The sequence below is a fragment of the Halopiger xanaduensis SH-6 genome, assembly GCF_000217715.1.
GTDB lineage: Archaea > Halobacteriota > Halobacteria > Halobacteriales > Natrialbaceae > Halopiger > Halopiger xanaduensis.
Genome location: NC_015666.1, coordinates 120,273 through 136,909 on the forward strand (window position 1 = coordinate 120,273; position 16,637 = coordinate 136,909).

The 16,637-nt window shown below is 66.9% G+C and carries 17 protein-coding genes; 9 read left to right on the forward strand and 8 right to left on the reverse strand.

The annotated features are described in order from the left end of the window. Window positions 1–192: 192 nt before the first annotated feature. Complete coding sequence (locus tag HALXA_RS00620; protein ID WP_013878350.1) at window positions 193–2,127, reverse strand: beta-CASP ribonuclease aCPSF1; 1,935 nt, start codon at window positions 2,125–2,127, stop codon at window positions 193–195. 386 nt (window positions 2,128–2,513) lie between these two features. On the opposite strand from HALXA_RS00620, the gene HALXA_RS00625 reads away from it, so the two are divergent. Further along, window positions 2,514–2,999, forward strand: coding sequence for a hypothetical protein (locus HALXA_RS00625; RefSeq protein ID WP_013878351.1), 486 nt, complete (start codon window positions 2,514–2,516; stop codon window positions 2,997–2,999). Between the two features lie 44 nt (window positions 3,000–3,043). Here HALXA_RS00625 and HALXA_RS00630 read toward each other — a convergent pair whose 3' ends face one another. Continuing rightward, on the reverse strand, window positions 3,044–3,631 hold the full coding sequence (locus HALXA_RS00630; protein WP_013878352.1) for a hypothetical protein: 588 nt from the start codon (window positions 3,629–3,631) through the stop codon (window positions 3,044–3,046). A 121-nt stretch (window positions 3,632–3,752) separates the two neighbouring features. Here HALXA_RS00630 and nucS point away from each other — a divergent pair, with 121 nt between their 5' ends. Then, window positions 3,753–4,496 (forward strand): endonuclease NucS, encoded by a 744-nt coding sequence (nucS, locus tag HALXA_RS00635; protein WP_013878353.1) that lies wholly within the window; start codon window positions 3,753–3,755, stop codon window positions 4,494–4,496. A gap of 188 nt (window positions 4,497–4,684) precedes the next feature. On the opposite strand, the gene HALXA_RS00640 is transcribed toward nucS, so the two are convergent. Beyond that, window positions 4,685–5,140 (reverse strand): YbhB/YbcL family Raf kinase inhibitor-like protein, encoded by a 456-nt coding sequence (locus tag HALXA_RS00640; protein ID WP_013878354.1) that lies wholly within the window; start codon window positions 5,138–5,140, stop codon window positions 4,685–4,687. Between the two features lie 284 nt (window positions 5,141–5,424). Here HALXA_RS00640 and HALXA_RS00645 point away from each other — a divergent pair, with 284 nt between their 5' ends. Further along, a complete protein-coding gene (locus tag HALXA_RS00645) occupies window positions 5,425–5,949 on the forward strand; it encodes a GNAT family N-acetyltransferase (protein ID WP_013878355.1) in 525 nt (174 codons plus the stop codon). Window positions 5,950–5,972: 23 nt separating this feature from the next. Here HALXA_RS00645 and mutS read toward each other — a convergent pair whose 3' ends face one another. Then, the gene (gene mutS, locus HALXA_RS00650) at window positions 5,973–8,765 is read right to left on the reverse strand and encodes a DNA mismatch repair protein MutS (protein WP_013878356.1); all 2,793 of its coding nucleotides are present in this window, start codon (window positions 8,763–8,765) and stop codon (window positions 5,973–5,975) included. Window positions 8,766–8,930: 165 nt separating this feature from the next. On the opposite strand from mutS, the gene HALXA_RS00655 reads away from it, so the two are divergent. Continuing rightward, complete coding sequence (locus HALXA_RS00655) at window positions 8,931–10,514, forward strand: helix-turn-helix domain-containing protein (RefSeq protein WP_013878357.1); 1,584 nt, start codon at window positions 8,931–8,933, stop codon at window positions 10,512–10,514. Window positions 10,515–10,544: 30 nt separating this feature from the next. Here the strand turns inward: HALXA_RS00655 and HALXA_RS00660 are convergent, their stop codons facing one another. The 4 genes from HALXA_RS00660 to gvpA form a co-directional block, all read right to left on the reverse strand. After that, a complete protein-coding gene (locus HALXA_RS00660; protein ID WP_013878358.1) occupies window positions 10,545–10,874 on the reverse strand; it encodes a CHY zinc finger protein in 330 nt (109 codons plus the stop codon). A gap of 156 nt (window positions 10,875–11,030) precedes the next feature. After that, entirely contained in the window at window positions 11,031–11,603 is a 573-nt protein-coding gene (gene gvpO, locus HALXA_RS22630; protein WP_013878359.1) for a gas vesicle protein GvpO, halophile-type, read from the reverse strand. Window positions 11,604–11,658: 55 nt separating this feature from the next. Next, complete coding sequence (gvpN, locus tag HALXA_RS00670; protein ID WP_013878360.1) at window positions 11,659–12,696, reverse strand: gas vesicle protein GvpN; 1,038 nt, start codon at window positions 12,694–12,696, stop codon at window positions 11,659–11,661. A 5-nt stretch (window positions 12,697–12,701) separates the two neighbouring features. Beyond that, a complete protein-coding gene (gvpA, locus tag HALXA_RS00675; RefSeq protein WP_013878361.1) occupies window positions 12,702–12,989 on the reverse strand; it encodes a gas vesicle protein GvpA in 288 nt (95 codons plus the stop codon). 428 nt (window positions 12,990–13,417) lie between these two features. Here gvpA and HALXA_RS00680 point away from each other — a divergent pair, with 428 nt between their 5' ends. The 5 genes from HALXA_RS00680 to gvpJ all read left to right on the forward strand — a co-directional run bounded on the left by HALXA_RS00680 (window position 13,418) and on the right by gvpJ (window position 16,636). Continuing rightward, window positions 13,418–14,047, forward strand: a complete 630-nt coding sequence (locus HALXA_RS00680) for a GvpL/GvpF family gas vesicle protein (protein WP_013878362.1) — start codon at window positions 13,418–13,420, stop codon at window positions 14,045–14,047. Between the two features lie 47 nt (window positions 14,048–14,094). Then, on the forward strand, window positions 14,095–14,349 hold the full coding sequence (gene gvpF / locus HALXA_RS00685) for a gas vesicle protein GvpF (protein WP_013878363.1): 255 nt from the start codon (window positions 14,095–14,097) through the stop codon (window positions 14,347–14,349). Beyond that, the gene (locus HALXA_RS00690; protein ID WP_013878364.1) at window positions 14,349–14,966 is read left to right on the forward strand and encodes a hypothetical protein; all 618 of its coding nucleotides are present in this window, start codon (window positions 14,349–14,351) and stop codon (window positions 14,964–14,966) included. The genes gvpF and HALXA_RS00690 overlap by 1 nt, the downstream gene beginning before the upstream one ends. Continuing rightward, window positions 14,963–15,952 carry a hypothetical protein gene (locus HALXA_RS00695; protein ID WP_013878365.1) on the forward strand — a complete coding sequence of 330 codons (990 nt, stop codon included), beginning with the start codon at window positions 14,963–14,965 and terminating at the stop codon, window positions 15,950–15,952. The genes HALXA_RS00690 and HALXA_RS00695 overlap by 4 nt, the downstream gene beginning before the upstream one ends. A gap of 102 nt (window positions 15,953–16,054) precedes the next feature. Next, window positions 16,055–16,636, forward strand: a complete 582-nt coding sequence (gene gvpJ, locus HALXA_RS00700; RefSeq protein WP_049895367.1) for a gas vesicle protein GvpJ — start codon at window positions 16,055–16,057, stop codon at window positions 16,634–16,636. The last annotated feature ends 1 nt before the right edge of the window (window position 16,637 follow it).

Sequence of the window (16,637 nt, forward strand, 5' to 3'; positions counted from 1 at the left end):
TCGCCTGCTTCTCGAGGCGACCGCTCGAGTCACGGGGACGGGGAAGGGCAGGCGCTCGAGCGGCGCGCAGATCCGCGCGCCGCGATAATACGCACCTGACGGACGAAAGGGCGAGCGTTGCGAGGTCGCAAAGCGACCTCGAGGTGAAGCGGCGAAGCCGCGGAACGAGCGCTGCCAAGCGCTCGCGAGGGCTTATAAGAAGCGGAAGGTCTCGAGGTTCTTCGGCGCGAAGGTTCGCATGTCGTAGTTGTGGTAGAGGGCGGAGGAGAGGTCCTGCGTGGACCGCTCGTCGCCGTGGACGCAGAGCACCTTCTCGGGACGGGGGTTCATCGTCTTGACGAAGTTCTCGAGGCCGGCGCGGTCGGCGTGGCCGGAGAAGCCGTCGACGGTCTCGACGTGCATGTTCAGCGAGAGAGTCCCGCGGCCGTTGTCGCCGCCCATGGCGCCGACTTCGCTGGTCGGGATCTCGTCCCAGCCGTTCTGGATGCGGCGGCCGAGGGTCCCCTGGGCCTGGTAGCCGACGAAGGTCAGCGTCGAGTCCGGATCGGGGCCGATGTGGGAGAGCCAGGACATGATCGGGCCGCCGGTGACCATACCGGACGTCGAGAGGATGATGCAGGGCTCGCCGTCGGCGACGTCCTGGCGCTCCTCCTCGCCGCCGTCGATGTGGTTGAACTCGTCGGCGAGGAAGGGGTTCTCGTCCTCGTGGAAGATCCGGTCGCGAAGGTCGTCCCGGAGGTACTCGGGGTAGGTCGTGTGGATGGCCGTCGCCTCCCAGATCATGCCGTCTAAGTGGACCGGCATCTCGGGAATATCGCCCTCGCGCATCGCCTCCTCCAGGACGAGCATGATCTCCTGAGAGCGACCGACGGCGAACGCTGGAATGAGGACCTTGCCGCCGCGGTCGTAGGCCTCGTTGATGACCCGCTTGAGTTTCTCTTCCGAGTCTTCCTGGTCGGTCTGGTAGTCGTTTCGACCGCCGTAGGTCGACTCGAGGACGAGCGTCTCGACGCGGGGGAAGTCGTTGACCGCACCGTTGAACAGGCGGGTGTCCTCGTAGTGGATGTCGCCGGAGAAGCAGACGTTGTAGAGGCCGTCGCCGATGTGGAAGTGCGAGACGGCCGAGCCGAGGATGTGACCGGCGTTGTGCAGCGTCAGCTTGACGTCCGGCGCGATGTCGGTGACGTCGCCGTACTCGAGCGGGATGGTGTGTTTGATCGCTTCGCGGACCTGCTCGGAGTCGTAGGGCGGCGTGCGGCCCTCCTTGGCCGCGACGTCGAGGTAGTCGAGCGTCAGCAGGCCCATCAGGTCCCGCGTAGGCTCGGTACAGTAGATCGGACCGTCGTAGCCGTACTTAAAGAGGAGCGGAATGAACGCGGAGTGGTCGAGGTGGGCGTGAGTGAGGACGACCGCGTCGATCGTCTCGGGGCCGGCGCCGAACGCCTCGGGGGCGTGGAGGTAGGGCACTTCGCCCTCGGCGCCGGGCTTGTCACCGCAGTCGACGAGAATCCGGGTTTCGGGCGTCGAGAGGATGAAGGAGGCCCGACCGACCTCGCGGCAACAGCCCAGCGTAGAGATGCGGACGTACTCGTCGTCGGACATCTCCTCGCGGTGGATCTGGCGGCCGACCTTCTCGAGGATGTCCCGTCGCTCGTCGCGTTCCTGCTTGAGGAAGCTCCGGACGTTCGAGACCGTCGAGGACTCGATCGGCGGCGTGCGGACGACTTCGGGCGTCCAGCCGACGTTCTTCGTGATCTCGCGGAGTGTCGAGCCGTGGCGGCCGATAACCATGCCGGGCTTTTGGGCCTCGATGACGACCTCGCCGGTGTCGGCGTGGAAGTCGAGGTCCGTGACGCCGGCCTCCTCGGGGATCACGTTCATGATCTCCTCGCGAGCCTCCTCGGGTTGCGAGAGGACGCTCGGGTCCGGCCGAACGGTGATCCGCTTGCGCAGTTTGCTCGCGAGCTGCCGAATGAGGTCGCCCTGCTGGGCGAACTTCTTCGGATCGCGCGTGTAGACCACCAGTTCGGGGCCTTCGTATTTCACCGAGGAGACCGAGATATCGCTCGGTAACTCGCTCGTGATCTCTGCTTGCAAATCGTCGAGTTGCTGCTCTACAGTGCTCATATGTCGCCGAATTGGCTTGCGTGAACTCGTCGCCCGGGAGCGATTGCGCCCAGTCGGCTTCGAGAACCGAGGGAAACGGGAGTGGATACCGAGAACGGAACCGGAAACGAAACTCGAGACCGCAACCGAACGGAACGTGCCGAGACGTGGCGGCGCTCGATCGGTATCCGTGCCGATCGTCCCGCCGAACTGCGTCCCGCGCAGGACGCCGTCGGCCGTCTCCGTTTCCGTATCATGTCATCCCGTGCCGTGACGAACACGCTCCCAGGGCGGTTATCCTGGTCCGTGCGGGAAGATTCCAGGGAGAACCCGCTTACTCGAGGCTATTCTTTGCGTGGTATAAAAGCCTTCGCAAACAATAGGACGGTCGACCACGGAAAGCCCGTATGCGCCTGACACCGGACCGCGTCGCCGACGAACGGGAGTGGGTTCGCGGCCGCGCCGACCGCGTCGTGCCGCTCATCAACGACGTCCGAGACGATCTGGGCGAGATCTTCGAGACGGACGTCGACCGCGTCTCCGAGCGCCAGTACAGAGCCGAGGTCGACGCCGTCTTCGCCGACGGCGACCTCGCGGTCAACGTCGCCGCGATGGTCGCAATCCTGCGGGACCTCGACGTCGAGGGTGACTATCCCGGTTTCGTCGTCGACGAACTCCTCGGTCGCGAACTGGCCGCGACCGTCGCCGGGACCCAGCCCCTGCGGACGCTCGGCGAAGCGACCTTCCACTACGCTGACCTGCAGGTTCACGGTCGAGACGACGAGAACGCCGGCGTCGACGACCTCGAGGCGGCGCTCGCAGCGGGCTTTCAGGAGCGACTGCCGGGGTGGAACTGGACCGAACGGGGGAGTCCGTTCAGCGTCGAGCGGTAACGATCGGATGAATCGACGCTCGAGAACCGAAAGAAAGTCGCGGGTTACTCGGCCGATTCGTTGCCCGACGCCGACGTGTTGTCGGCGTCCGACTCGTTGCCGCTGTCGGCGTCGGAATCGTTGGTTTCGTTGGCCGACTGCTGCTCCTGCTGTTGTTGCTGTTGTTCCGCGATCATCCGCTGTTGCTGGGCCCGTTGCTGTTCCTGTTGCACGAAGGCGTCGTACTGGTCGCCGGGATAGATGCCCCGGATATCGCCGTTGCGGAGGGAATCCATGATCGCGCTGTCGTCGCCGGTGACCTGAAGGAGACCGAACTCGGCTGCGGAGTCCTCGACCGAAATCCCTCGGTCGCTTGCGGTGTCTTCGAAGGCGGAGACGGCATCTTCGTTTAGCGCCTGTTGTTCGTCGAGCGCCTCCGTTCGGTTGAGTTCGCCGCTCTGGAGTTGCTCGTTGAGGCTCTCCAATTCCGCCTGTGGCGGCGAGACGGCGACGGTGACCGCACCGCCCGCGTCGCCGTTCGTCCCGTCGTCCGATTGGGTCAGCGATTCGAGCTGTGAACAGCCGGCGAGGGCCGCCGTGGTTCCGGTGCCGGTGAGCGCGAGAAAGCGACGGCGCGAGGGCAGATTCGACATCGTGTTTTTGGAACGCGGGCGGGACGGGAAATAAGCCTTGTTATCCGGAGGGTGCGCTCGAGCTGAGTGCCGTCGGGCGTCGTCGCGCCACTTTTATCCGCGCCCCCGCTAGCTGGACCCAGTGAGCGAGTTACCGGACAGTACCCGCGTCGAAACGCTCAAGCGACCCGCCCTCGCGGCGGCGCGTGAAACGATCGCAGACGGCATCGGGCGCGACGCCCTCGTGACCGTCTTCGGCCGCTGTACCGTCGACTACGAGGGGCGCGCCTCGAGCCGGCTCGAGGCGGGCGATCGCCACGTCATGCTCAAACCCGACGGCGCGGCGCTGGTCCACACCGACGAGGGTCAGCAGCCGGTCAACTGGCAGCCGCCGGGCTGCGAGCACGACGTGTATCAGGAGGACGACCGGCTCGTCCTCGAGAGCGTGCGGTCGACGCCCGACGAGCGCCTCCGGGTCAGCTTCGGGACCGTCCTGCAGGTGTCGGCGTTCTCGGGCACCGACGAGAACGACCTCGCGCTGGTCGGCACCGAGGAGGACCTCCGCGAGCACATTTTGGCGGAGCCGGACCTGCTCGAGCCCGGCTTCACGCCGCTGGCGACCGAGCGCGAGACGCCGGCGGGCGCCGTGGACATCTACGGCAAGGACTCCGCAGAGCGGACGGTCGTCGTCGAACTCAAGCGACGCCGCGTCGGTCCGGACGCCGTGAGCCAACTGCGGCGGTACGTCGACGCCTTAGAGCGCGATCTGCACGCTGACGCGACCGTTCGGGGGATTCTCGTCGCCCCGTCGGTCACGGACCGCGCGGACCGACTGCTGGTCGAGCACGGGCTAGAGTTCGTCTCGCTCGAGCCGCCGGCGGAGTAGACCGGCACCGTTCTCCCCTTCTGCGGTGGCGCGGCAACTCACCGTCACCACGATAGCAGCACGATCGCTTTCATTTCGCCGCTCCTCGAGCATACGATACGGCCTCGGGAGTCCGTGCATCAACGCGCGTCTCGGTCAGAGTAAAGCGTAACGAACGGTCCGCGACGCCTCTCGAGCTGTCTTTCCGTTCAGGCCGGATACGCCCCCTCGAGCGTCGCCTGCGAGATTACGTGGCCCTCCATCGCGTCTCGGAGCTCGTCGGCATCGGGATCGTCGTCGAGCTCGAGCGTGTTATTCAGCGCGAAAACCGTGAACCGGTAGGTGTGCTCCCGATCCGGGGGCTTCGGGCCGCCGTAGCCGGTCTCGCCGTAGTCGTTCGTCGCCTCGTACGCGCCGGCGTCGTCGGGGTCCCAGTTCTCCGGAATCTCCGTCTGTTCCGACGGAACGTTCCAGACGATCCAGTGCTCCCACACCTTGCCCGCCGGCTCGACCGCGTCCGGGTCGTCTACGATCAGCGCGAACGTCTCGGCCTCCTCCGGCGGATCCTCGATCTCGAGCGGCGGGTTGACGTTGTCCCGCTCGTAGCCGTAGCGGTCGGGAATCCGTTCGCCGTCGTCGAACGTGTCGCTGGTTAGGTCGGCCATGAGCGTACTCACCTCGAGCGGACGGGCACCGCCGTCCTCGTCGCGATCGGGCCGTCCGCGACGACCCGCCGTCCCATCGTCTTACCGTCTCACTCGAGGGTTCGACGGCGAGCGGGAATAACCTTACAGTGGCTGCCCCGGTCGCTCGCAGGAGGACGGGTTCTCGAGTCACCGTCGTATCTGTCAGAAGGAATGCCGCGCCCGTCCTTTGAAGTGCGTCGTGACACCCAACAAATATTGGTTATACCACACGTCCGTTTGTGAACGGGACCGTATCGGCGAGCATGGGCGACGAGCTATACGTCCGACGCTACCGGGCCGCGGACCGGGACCGCGTTCGCGAACTCCACGAAGCGGCCATGCGAGACGTCGGCGCCTACGCCGAAGATAGGCCGGACGAAGATCTCGAGGCGATCCGGGAGACCTACCTCGAGGCCGGCGGCGCGTTCCTCGTGGGCGAGATCGACGCTCGGATCGTCGCGATAGGCGCGTTCCGGCCGCCGGGGGACGACCACTACCTCGAGCACTTCGTGGACCTGCCGGCGTCGGCCGTCGTGCTGACTCGCATGCGCGTCGAGCCCGAGCACCAGCGCCGGGGATACGGCCAGCGGATCTACGAGGCACTCGAGGCCCGCGCTCGCGACCGCGGATACGCGGCAATCGTCCTCGACACGATGGCGAGACAGACCGCGGCCCGCGGGCTCTACGAGGCCAACGGCTTCGAAGAAGTGCGTCGCGAGCGCGTCGAGACGTTCGAGGAACCGTTCGATCTGCTCGTGTATCGGAAGTCGCTGTCCGAGTCAGCGTAACGACCCGAGTCGGCTCAGACTGACTACTCCTCGAGCAGTCGCTTCAGCCGATCCAACTCCGTCAGCGCCTCGACGGGCGTGAGGTGGGCGAGGTCGAGCGCGCGGAGTTCGGCGGCGACGTCGGTCGGGATGTCTCCACCGTCAGCGGTCGCCGGCGCGGTATCGCTCTGCTCGCCGGCCTCGAGCGGCGCGTCCGAATCCGAACCGTCAGCGCTCGAGTCGGAAACGCCGTCCGCACCCTCGAGCGCGTCCGCGCCCTCGTCGGCCGCCTCCGCGACCAGTTCTCGCGAGCGTTCGACGACGTCCTCGGGCACCCCTGCGGCAGTCGCGACCTCGACGCCGTAGGAGCCGGTCGCCGCCCCGGGGGCGATCTCGTGGTGAAAGACGACCTCGCCGTCCTCTTGGTCGACCTCGAAGTGCAGCGTAAAGGCACCCTCGAGGTCGTCGGCGAGTTCGGTCAGCGGGTGGTGGTGGGTCGCGAAGAGGGTCGTCGCGCCGACCTCGTCGTGGAGGTGTTCGGTGATCGCCTGCGCGATGGCCATCCCGTCGGCCGTCGAGGTTCCCCGTCCGACCTCGTCCAGCAGGACCAGCGAGCGCTCGTCGGCTTCGCGCAGGATCGTCGCGAGTTCGTCCATCTCGACCATGAACGTCGAGCGGCCGCCGGCGATGTCGTCGCTGGCGCCGACGCGGGTGAAGATCCGATCGACGGGCGTCAGCCGCGCCGATCCGGCGGGGACGAAGCTCCCGACCTGCGCGAGCAGGACGATCTGGGCGACCTGTCGCATGTAGGTCGATTTCCCCGACATATTCGGCCCTGTGATGACCGCCAGCCGCCGATCGCCGGTAAAGTGCGCGTCGTTCGGAACGAACGACTCCTGCGTGCGTTCGACGACGGGGTGGCGCCCGCCCTCGATCTCGAGGCTGCGGTTAGTGCCGTCACCGTTGCTGCCGCCTTCGTTCCCATTGCCGCGCTCGAGAATCTCCGGCCGACAGTAATCGTACTGCGCTGCGGCCGTCGCCAGCGAGACGAGCGCGTCGAGGGTGGCGAGCGCGTCGGCGAGGTGCTGGACGCGCTCGACCTCCTCGGCGACTTCGCGGCGCACCTCGCGGAACAGTTCGTACTCGAGGTCGTCCGCGCGCTGCTTTGCGCCGACGATCTCGTCCTCGCGCTCCTTGAGTTCGGGCGTGACGAACCGTTCGGAGTTCTTCAGCGTCTGGCGGCGCTGGTAGTCCTCCGGCACCGAATCGAGGTTCGGATTCGTGACCTCGATGTAGTAGCCGTGGACCGAGTTGTGGCCGACCTTCAGCGAGTCGATGCCGGTCCGTTCGCGTTCCCGTTCCTCCAAGTTGTCGATCCACTGCTCGCCGTCGCGGGCGGTCGACCGCAGATCGTCTAAATCCTCGTCGTACCCCTCGGCGATGATCCCGCCCTCGGTGATCTCGATCGGCGGGTCCGCGACGACGGCGTCGTCGATCAACTCGCGCACGTCGACCAGCGGATCGAGGTTCTCGTGGAGCCGCCGGAGTCGCTCGCAGTCCGCGTCGGCGATCTCGGCCCGAATGTCGGGGACGACTGCCAGCGTGTCCCGCAGCGAGCGCAGGTCCCGGGCATTGGCACGTTCGCGGGAGATGCGGCCGATCAGCCGCTCCAAATCGTAGACCTCCCGCAGCAGTTCGTGGAGTTCCTCGCGAGTCTGGACCGCGCTCGTCAGTTCCTCGACCGCATCTAACCGCGCCTCGATTCGCTCGGGCTCGAGCAGCGGTCGCCGGAGCCAGTCGCGCAACTTCCGGCCGCCCAAGGCGCTCGAAGTCTCGTCGAGAACGCCCACGAGCGTCGCGTCGTCCCGGCCGTGGACGGTCCGGGGCTCGAACAGCTCGAGGCTGCGCAGCGCGACGGCGTCGAGCAGGAGGTACTCGCGGGGATCGTACCGCGTGAGGTGGGTGATGTAGTCGAGGGGGTTGCCGTCCTGCGGTTCGTTAGCCGGGTCTCGCGCCTCGGTGTCGCCGTCGTCCTCGCCGCGTTCGCCCTCGTGTGCGCCGCCGCGGACGTACTCCGCGTAGGAGAGCAGCGCTCCGCAGGCCCGAATCTCGGCGTCGCCGGCCAGCAGGGCGTCGGGATTCCGGAAGTACGTGGCGAGCTTCTCGCCCGCGCGCTCGCGGTCGAACGTCCGCTCGTCGTACGGCGTCACCATGCACTCGGCGGGGAACAGGTCCGTCGGCGCGTCCGGCCCGACGACGGCCTCCGCGGGATCGAACCGGCTCACTTCGTCCGCGATGGACTCCCTCGAGGCCGAACTCGTCGCGAGGAAGTCGCCGGTCGAGACGTCCAGCAGAGCCAAGGCGAGTTCGGCGTCCGGGCCGGCGTCGCCGTTGTCGGCCCCGCGGGCGACGGCCGCGACGAAGTTGTTGTCGTCGCTGGCCAGCAGTTCGTCCTCGGTGAGCGTGCCCGGGGTGATGACCCGCGTGACGGCCCGCTCGACGACGCCCGAGGTCTCGCCCGGCTCCTCGACCTGGTCGGCGACGGCGACCCGGTAGCCGGCCTCGAGCAGTTCCTCGATGTACGATTCAGCGTTGTCGATCGGGATGCCGGCCATCGGGTACTCGCCGGTGGAGTCCTCGCGGCTGGTCAGGGCGACCTCGAGCACCCGCGCCGTTCGTTCCGCTGCGCCGCAGAAGGTTTCGTAGAAATCGCCGACTTGGAAGAGGACGATCGCGTCGTCGTAGCGCTCGCAGAGATCGTGGTACTGACGCATCATCGGCGTCAGCTCGTCGCGTTTCTCGGCCATCTCCTCGGGAGGGCCAAGCGCCGGATCCATACTCGAATTCCGCCGCCCGACGCGGAAATACCTTGCTGGATCGGCCGCTCCGCCGACCTGTTTCGAAGCCGCTCGGTCGGCTCGCACGCTGCATATATTCGTTCGGCTGACAGTCACGAAACCGGAAAAGCGTATTACGATCGATCTCGCAGGGACGGATACGCCATGTACTCGAGGCCGTCGACGCGAGCGGTTGCGATCGTCGTCGCTGCCCTCGCCCTGCTCGGCGGGTTCGCGGCGCCCGCGGCGGGCGCCCCGATAGCCGACGGCGAATCGTCACTCGAGGCGGCGAGCGACGACGTCGACGTGTCGCTCACCGATGCAATCGTGGACGAGACGACGCTCGACGGGACGTCCGACGGTGACACCAACGACTCGCTCGACGACGATGAACCGGAGAGCGACGGGACCCTCGAGGATGCCACGACGAGCGGCGAGACCGACGATAGCGAGACGAACGATTCGCTCGATGACGCCGATAGCTCATCGAACGACGGTGATACCGAGTCCGACGACGCCGAAACGGAACTCGGCGACGACCTCGAAGAAAGGACGGACAGCCTCGAGGACGCAACGAACGAGACGACGGACAGCCTCGAGGATACGCCAAACGAGACAACCGATAGCCTCGAGAACGCGACGGACGACGTAACTGAGCCGCTCGAGGATACCACGAACGAAACGGCGGACGAACTCGAGGACTCTGCCGAGGACGAGGTGGTGGAGAATACGACGTCGACCGTCGACGATGCCGCGTTCCTCGAGACGGACGCTCGGTTCGGCGTTACGCTCGGCGTGGCCGATACCGGAAACACGACACTGAAAGCCGGACTCGAGTCCGGCAATCCGGGTTCCGGAGCGGGCGGAAGCGGATCGGCGGCCAGCGGCTCGAGCCAGTCCTCGAATTCGACGGGGTCGGTCGGTGAGTCGGATTCACACTCGCAGTCGGACGCTGTCCCGCCAACGACTCCGTCGAAAGACGACACGGCGACGGACGCGGTGCTCGTCGGGCTCATGGGGACGATCACAGCCTCGAGCGCAGCCGCTGCGGGAGCGTCGAGCGCCGGTGCCGGCGCTGGGGCTGGTGCTGGCGCGGGTGCCGGAACGGGCGCTGGGCTCGGCAGTACTGCGAGCAACCTCGTCGCGAACTGGCTGAACCCGACGCAGGGCCGGTGGCTCCGCCGCCTCCTCTCGCTGGCGCCCGCCGAACTTCTCTCCGTCCTCGGCTACAGCCGGTACGACGACTCCGATCCGCTCGAGAACGAGCGCCGCGAGGCTATTTACGATCTGATCCGGGCGGAACCCGGCTGCTACCTCTCCGAGGTGGGCGACCGGCAGGACGTCTCGCTGTCGACCGTGCGCCACCACGTGCGCGTCCTCGAGGAAGAAGGCCTGATCGCCTCGGTTACGATCGACGGCAAACGGCGATACTTCACCGTCGAGGACGAGGACGACGTCGCGCTCCACGCCGCGCTCGCCGAACCGGCGAAGCGGGAGGTGCTCGAGGCGCTGGCCGACCTCGGGCCGGTCAACAACGGTCGACTCGCCGACGAACTCGAGCGCGATCCCAGCACCGTCTCGCACCACCTCTCGGCGCTCGAGGACGACGGCCTGGTGGTCCGCGAGCGCGACGGCCGCGCGGTCGTCAACGACCTTACGGCGGACACCGAGGCCGCGATTCGTGGCGAGTCCAGCGAGCTCGAGGAGAGCGAGCCGCGACCGTCGGTTCCGTCGCCGGCGGACGACTGAGCACCCGGTTCGCATCTCGGTTCGAATCCGTTACTCGTCGGTCTCGAAGTACAATTCAGCGTGAGCCGCGCAGCCCGGATTGAACGCAGCATCGCAGGCCGGACACCGGTAGTCGGCCTCGAGATACTCGGGAACGGTGAGTTCGGTTCGGCAGACGCCGCAGAGCACCGACGGCTCGTCGAACCGCTCGCGGGGCCACGGAACGCCCTCGTGGTCCGTTAGTGCCTCGTGACAGCGAAAACAGGGGAAGTAGCCGTCGCAGCAGTTGAACCGGAAGGCGACGACGTCGCGCACAGTGTGGTAGTGAGCGCAGCGAGTGTCGTCGTCGATGTCGATCCCCCGAACGCGGACAGATGTCACGGTATTCGGTTGATGTGACGGATCCGTCGCCTATCGTCGTTACGGTGCGACACGGACGGCGGAGGAAAATAGCGGCGATCGACACACGACCCGCTATCGGACGGGAGCGACGGGCGAGTGATCCGATCCGGATCGGACGAGTGCCGGCGACGACCGTCAGTCGAACGCGGCGGTGTCGCCGCGCCGGTAGCGGTCGAGGCGGCGGTAGCCGTGGACGGTCGCGTTCTCGTTGAGTTCGATCTCGTACCGGCCGATGATGTCCTGCGTGTCGGGGACGGCGCGGCGTTCGACGACCTCGACGACGGCGCGCCAGCCGTCGTCGGTCGGCGCGATCTCGCTGACGGCGTCGAACTCGCGGCCGATGAGTTCACCGGCCGACGACTGGACGGTTCGCCGAACGGCGAGGACGCCCTCGATCTCCTCGTGATCGGTGTCGACGTCCGCGTCGACCTCGTCGGGGTCGGTCTTTTCCTCGGCGGTCATGTCGGCGCCGAGGTCGCGGCTTCGAGGTTCCTCCTCGCTTTCGGCGTCGGCCGGCTGCTCGGCCTGTTCGTCTTCCTCGGCCTGTTCGTCCTCGACTGCTTGACTGTCGCTCACTGTTGGATCACTCTCGTCGTGCTGGAAGCAGAACCCGTCGTCCTTGGCCGGACGCGAACAGCGCTCTCCGTCCTCGGTGAGCGCCTTGCACTGATCGTTCGATTGTTGGGTATCGGTATCGGCTTCGGCCATTGGTCCGGACCTGTTGGGTCGCTTTCGGGTAGTCGTGTGTCGGTTCGTCTCTGCCTCAGATCGCCTCGCGAATCCGCGATCGCAGGTCGTCCACGTCGGTTTGGTCGCCGGTCACCTTCGGCGAGAGCACGTCGGTGAAGACCTCCGCGAGCAGGTCGTCGTCGAACTGGCCGTTTTCGCTGGCCTCGCTGTTCCCAGCGCCGTCGAAAACCGCCAGCCCCTTCGCGGCCGTGATCGCCGCGCGGGTCCCGACGACGATATCGAGATCGTCCCGCAGCGCGCGCGTTGCGTCGACGACCGTCTCGACGCCCTCGTCGGAGAGCTCGACGTGCGAGCGGACGATCTCGCGCTCGGTCTCGTCGTCGTAGTAGTCGACGTGGACGCCGACGAACCGGTCGAGCAGCGCGTCCTGCTGCTCGTGGACGCCCGCGTACTCCACGTCGTTGGACGTGAAGATCGCCCGGAACTCGGGGTGGACGTCGATCGACCGGTCGTCGCCGCGCTTGCCGGGTCGCTCTAAGACGCCCTCCTCGAAGACCGACAGGAGGACGTTGTGAGCGGCGGGATCGGAGCGCGAGAACTCGTTGTAGACGAGCGTCGCGCCCTCTCGCACCGCGACGGAGAGGGGGTTGTCGACCCACCGTTCGCGGACGATCTCGGTCTGCTTGCTGACGCCGCTGACGAAGCGGTCGTCCTCCTTGTATCGTTCGCCGCCGGCGTGGTCGCCGACCAGCGCCGCGGTGTCGACCGCCTCGTCGCCGTTGATCCAGACAACTGGCCGGCCGCGTTCGGCGGCGGCCGACAGCGCGAGCGCCGTCTTACCACAGCCGGTGGGGCCGATCAGGTGGACCGGCTGGTCGGCCTCGAGCCAGCCCGTGATGCGGCCGCGCAGCGACTGGACGGCGTCGGTCTCGACGAACGGTTCGGGGGCGACCTCGCCGGGATCCGAGAGAGGACTGTCGCCGTTGCGCTCGCCGGCGTTCGACGCCTTCCGCGCGAGTTCTTTCTTCGCTCGCCGACCCTCCTTCGAGGAGCGGTCGTCCCTGATCTTCCGACCGCGGACCTTGCGCTTGCGCGCGGAGTCGTCGGCCATGTGGATTATTCGGCGGCTGACTGTGGCGACGATTCGGGCCGCGGCTCGACCTCGAGCTCCTCCAGTTCCTCGAGATCGCCCTCCGCGGTGGCTTGCTCAATTTTTGCGATCTCCTCCGCGTAGTGCAGGAACGTGTCGACGGAGGCGACCACGACGCGCGCCTCGATCGTCAGCAGTTCGATCCCGACGACGGAGATCCGCGCCCAGACGTCGATGACGACGCCCTTGTCGAGGATCCGGTCCAGTACTTCCGCCAGACTCGAGGAATCGGGCCTTCGCTGTGGTTGTGCCATACGACCCATCGTTCTCCGCGGTGTCGTAACACGGCTGGCGCTGCGTCTGCAAGCTAGCGGCCGCATACTCGACCCACAGTGCTCGATCCGCCCGTCCGGTCGCGTTTGGTAGTTCCGATGACGGCGGCTACCCGCACCCACACGGCGATTGCAAGCACCACCGTGACACCCGGGGGTGATGAAACGCACACGACGACCGTGATCGGTCGCTCGAGGTCGCGTACCCGTAGGTGGCGCCAGCACCGGGCCGGACCGAACTGGCGCGGTCGGCGGTCGCCGTTCGACGGTCGACGGCTGCGACACCGGCCTCGAGTCGAGCCGACACCGATTCGACTCCCTCGCCATCCCATGATATCCGCTCGATCGATCCGTTTCGACGACCTCAGCGCGCGCGTATCGACGCAGCCAAAGCCGCGGGTGAGTCGCCCATGACCAACCGCTACGTCTACGGCATCGTCGACGGCACCGAGGAGCCGATCGAGTTCGAGACCGACGCCGTCGGCGGCGCCGACCGCGTCTACACGATCTCGCACCGCCGCATCGGGGCCGTCGTCTCCGACATCGACACCACCGATCCCGAGGAGACCGACGAGGACGCGCAGCGCCACGACGACGTCCTCCGCGAAGTCATGGAGTACGACGGCGGCCGGTCGATCGTGCCGATGCAGTTCGGGATGGCCTTCGAGAGCGACCGCACGCTGAAGAACGTCCTCCGGGGCGCACGGCCCGCGTTCCGGCGCGCGATGAACGATGTCGAAGGACGGTTCGAACTGGGCCTCAAGGTCGTCCGCGACGCGGACGCCGACGTCGACACCGAGGCGGTCGAGGAGACCGTCGCCGGCGAACTCGAGCCGATCGCGGCCCAGTCGGTGCCGAACGACCTGTTCAGCGACCGGCTCGTGCTCAACCGGTCGTATCTGATCGACCGCGACGAGCGCGAGGCGTTCGACGAGGCGGTCGCCCGGCTGGAAGAGAAGCGCGAGGACCTAACCTTCCGGTACACGGGCCCGTTCGCGCCGTACAGCTTCGTCGACGTCAAAATCGGCGCCCAGCAGTAATCGCTGACGATCAACCGCGACTCAAGACCAAGACTCACAACCAATCCATGTTCATCCTCGACGACCTCCTGTTCCGGCCCGTCGTCGGCATCGTCGACACGCTCCACACGATGGCGCTCGACGAGATGTACGACCTCGAGGCGCTGGAAGCCGACCTCAAGGAGAACCAACTGCTGTACGAACTCGGCGAACGCTCCGAGGAGGAGTACCGGCGCCGCAAGGAGGAACTCGAGGCGGAGATCGAGTTCGCTCGGGAGGTCCACGAACGACTCGCGAGCGGCCGCGTAGAGGTGAAATCGTAATGACAGAGAATCCACCGGACGACCGGGACCGCGATCGAGATCGAGACCGAGACGCGTCGCGCGACGACCACTGGCTCTCGAGCCTGCTCGACGCCCTGCTCTCCCTCGAGGACGACCGGAAGGGGACGGCTGAAAGTGATGACGACGAGTACAGATCGACCGGTCGGCGCCGCGGCGATCGCTCCGTGATCGACTACGACGTCTCGATCCGGTCCGGAGAGGACCTCCTGGACGACGCGAGGCGGGGCGGCGAGCGGGCGCCGTTCGGGCGCGACCGCAACCGAGACCGACCCGACCGCCGCGACGACGACCGAACGGGTCCGAACGGCCGGCGGTACAGTTCGTCGTTCCCCTCGAGCGACCACCACGTGACGACGCGAGCCTACGACGACGAACTGCTCGTCACGGCCGACGTCGCCGGCGTCGACCCCGACGAGGTGACGGTCGGCTTCGACGGGTCGACGCTCGTCGTCGGCGTCTCCGACCGGGAACTCGAGCGCGTCGACGTGCCCTGGGACGACCGGAGCGCGCAGGCGACGATCAAAAACGGCGTGCTCGCGGTTCGTGTCGTGCCGGAGTCGGCGTCCGAATCCGAACGGGGAGGCGAGGACGAATGAGCGACGCCGAATCCGCCGATGCCGACGAACTCGACTTCGGCGCCCTCCTCGAGGAGGCCGAGGACTGTCTCACGAACGTCGAGGATTGTCTGGGGGGCGTCGAGAACCTCGAAAATCTCGAGAACGACACGCTCGAGGAGTTGCTGGGCGACGTCGAAACCCTCGCACGGGTCGCGACGGAAGCGGAGGACCTGATCGAGGCGATCGACTTCAGTGAACTGCCCGAGGCGGTCAACGGGGACGAACTGCTCGAAGCGATCGAGATCGGCGAGATTCCCGATGTCCTGGCCGATGAGGATGCCGGAGCCACCGATCTCGTCAATTTCACTCAGTTGTTCCGGGCGATCAACCTGCTGAACGCCTGGGACGCGACCGATCTGGGCGACCTCTGGCAGGAGAAACAGGAACTCGAGGACGCAGTCGACGCCCTCGGCGACGGCGAGGACGCCGGGATGGTCGAGGACGCCATCTCGGACATCACTGACGACGACGGGTCGCTGCTCGGGGGCGACGACGATGACGACGGCGACCTGCTCGAGACCGACCTCGGCGCGGAAGAGGCGAAGAACATGCTCGGCTCGCCCGACCCGGCAGAGGATCCGGAGGCCTATCAGGTGTTCATCCAGCAGCAGGCGATGAAGGGAATCGACGCCTTCCGCTCGGCGCTGCTCGAGACCCACGAGAAGTTCGAGCAACTCTACGAGTTCAACCGCGAGCGGATGCGCCGGCAGGATATGAGTACGAACTCGCGGAATCCGACGGCGTCCTCGACGGTGCCGGTCGATCGCCGCGACCTCGGGGGCGGCGCCCGGTACTCGACGGTCCCGCAGTCGGTCAAGTACTCGACGGCGCCCACGCGCAAGCGGATCTACGGCCGACGGTTCGAGATCGAGCGCGAGAAACAGCGACGGCGGAATCAGGAGGAACAGCGACGGCGGAATCAGGAGGAACAGCGACAGCGGACTCAGGAGGAATCCCGACGATGATCGACCCACCAACACCAACACCACCACGACGGACGGCGGCAAACGAGGTGACCGAACGATTCGAAACGCGAGCGCCGGCGGCGACCCCGCGAGGTGATCGCCGTGGTTGACGACTTCCAGCCGAGCCGGCAGAAGGCCGACCTCGCCGAAGTCGTCGAGATGCTGCTCGACAAGGGGATCGTCATCAACGCTGACATCGCCGTCTCGATCGGCGACACGCAACTGCTCGGCGTCCAGCTCCGAGCCGCCATCGCCTCCTTCGAGACCGCGGCGAAGTACGGTCTCGAGTTCCCCGAGGGGACGGACATGCGCCGGGTCGCGGAGGCCGCCGGCGATCCGGAACTCGCGGAGATGGAGCGGCCGAAACCGCCGATCGATCCGACCCGCGGGGTCAACGCGACGGCCGACGAGCGCTACGCGGACGAGGAACGGCTCGAGGGAGAGCGTGCGGACGACGCAGGCGAATCGGAGAGCGCGGACGGCGGCACCGAGAGCGACGAACCGCCGGCCCGCGGCAGCGAACGCGTCGGTGCGCGCCCGAATCCCGATCGGCCGACCAGCGGCGGAGTCGATCTGATCAGCGGCGACGACTCGAGCGACTCGAGCGCTGAAAACGACGGTGATGACGGGAGCGATGCTACGAACAGCGAAACGGAATCCGACGAGACAACGGAGGGGAACTAAC